General features: G+C 45.1%; 1 protein-coding gene. It reads right to left on the reverse strand.

Features of this window, described 5'->3' with window-relative positions:
- Positions 1 to 924, reverse strand: a 924-nt coding sequence (locus A3735_RS28435) for a B12-binding domain-containing protein (protein ID WP_197486127.1), incomplete at both ends; no start/stop codon positions are given.

The following is a 924-nucleotide window of genomic DNA, read 5'->3' on the forward strand; positions in this document are numbered from 1 at the left end:
AAAGATTTTGGTGCCGGTAAATTTCGGCTTAGTTGGTTCGTAGCCGCTCCAATCAAGTGACAGCTTGTTTGCTACTGCTTTTTCATAGCTTAGGAAGCTGGACTTGGCGCTGCGGTTTTTACGACGTTCGCGTACCGTCTCATATTCCACCTTCACGTTCTCGACAAAGGTGTCACGCTGTGTATCACTTAACAAAGAGGTAGCAACACTGACACTACGTGAGGCATCTGTGACATAGACTGAAATATTATTTTGATACTGAGGTTCTATCTTCACAGCGGTGTGAGCCTTAGAGGTCGTTGCACCACCGATCATTAGTGGTATATCCAAGCCTTCTCGCTGCAGCTCTTTTGCGATATGGACCATTTCGTCAAGCGACGGTGTGATTAGGCCACTAACTCCAATAATGTCTACATTATGTTCTTTGGCGGCAGCAAGTATTTTATCGGCAGGAACCATTACACCAAGATCTATTACTTCATAGTTGTTGCACTGTAAAACGACACCAACGATATTCTTGCCGATATCATGTACATCGCCTTTAGCGGTGGCCATTAGGATTTTACCCTTGGTCGTTTGTTTATCACTTTTTTCTGCTTCAATGAAGGGGACGAGATGTGCGACTGACTGTTTCATTACCCGGGCGCTTTTAACGACTTGTGGTAAGAACATTTTACCTTCGCCAAATAGGTCGCCTACGACATTCATTCCATCCATTAAAGGGCCTTCGATGACCTCAATTGGTCTCGCTGCTTTGACGCGAGCTTCTTCGGTATCTTCTGTAATAAAGGTGGTAATACCTTTAACAAGCGCGTGTTCGAGTCGCTTTTCGACAGGCAGCTTACGCCACTCTAGATCCTCTTTCTTCTTCTCACCGGCTTCACCGCGGAAATTATCAGCTATTTCAAGAAGTCGATCAGTTGA

This window comes from Oleiphilus sp. HI0061, assembly GCF_001635675.1.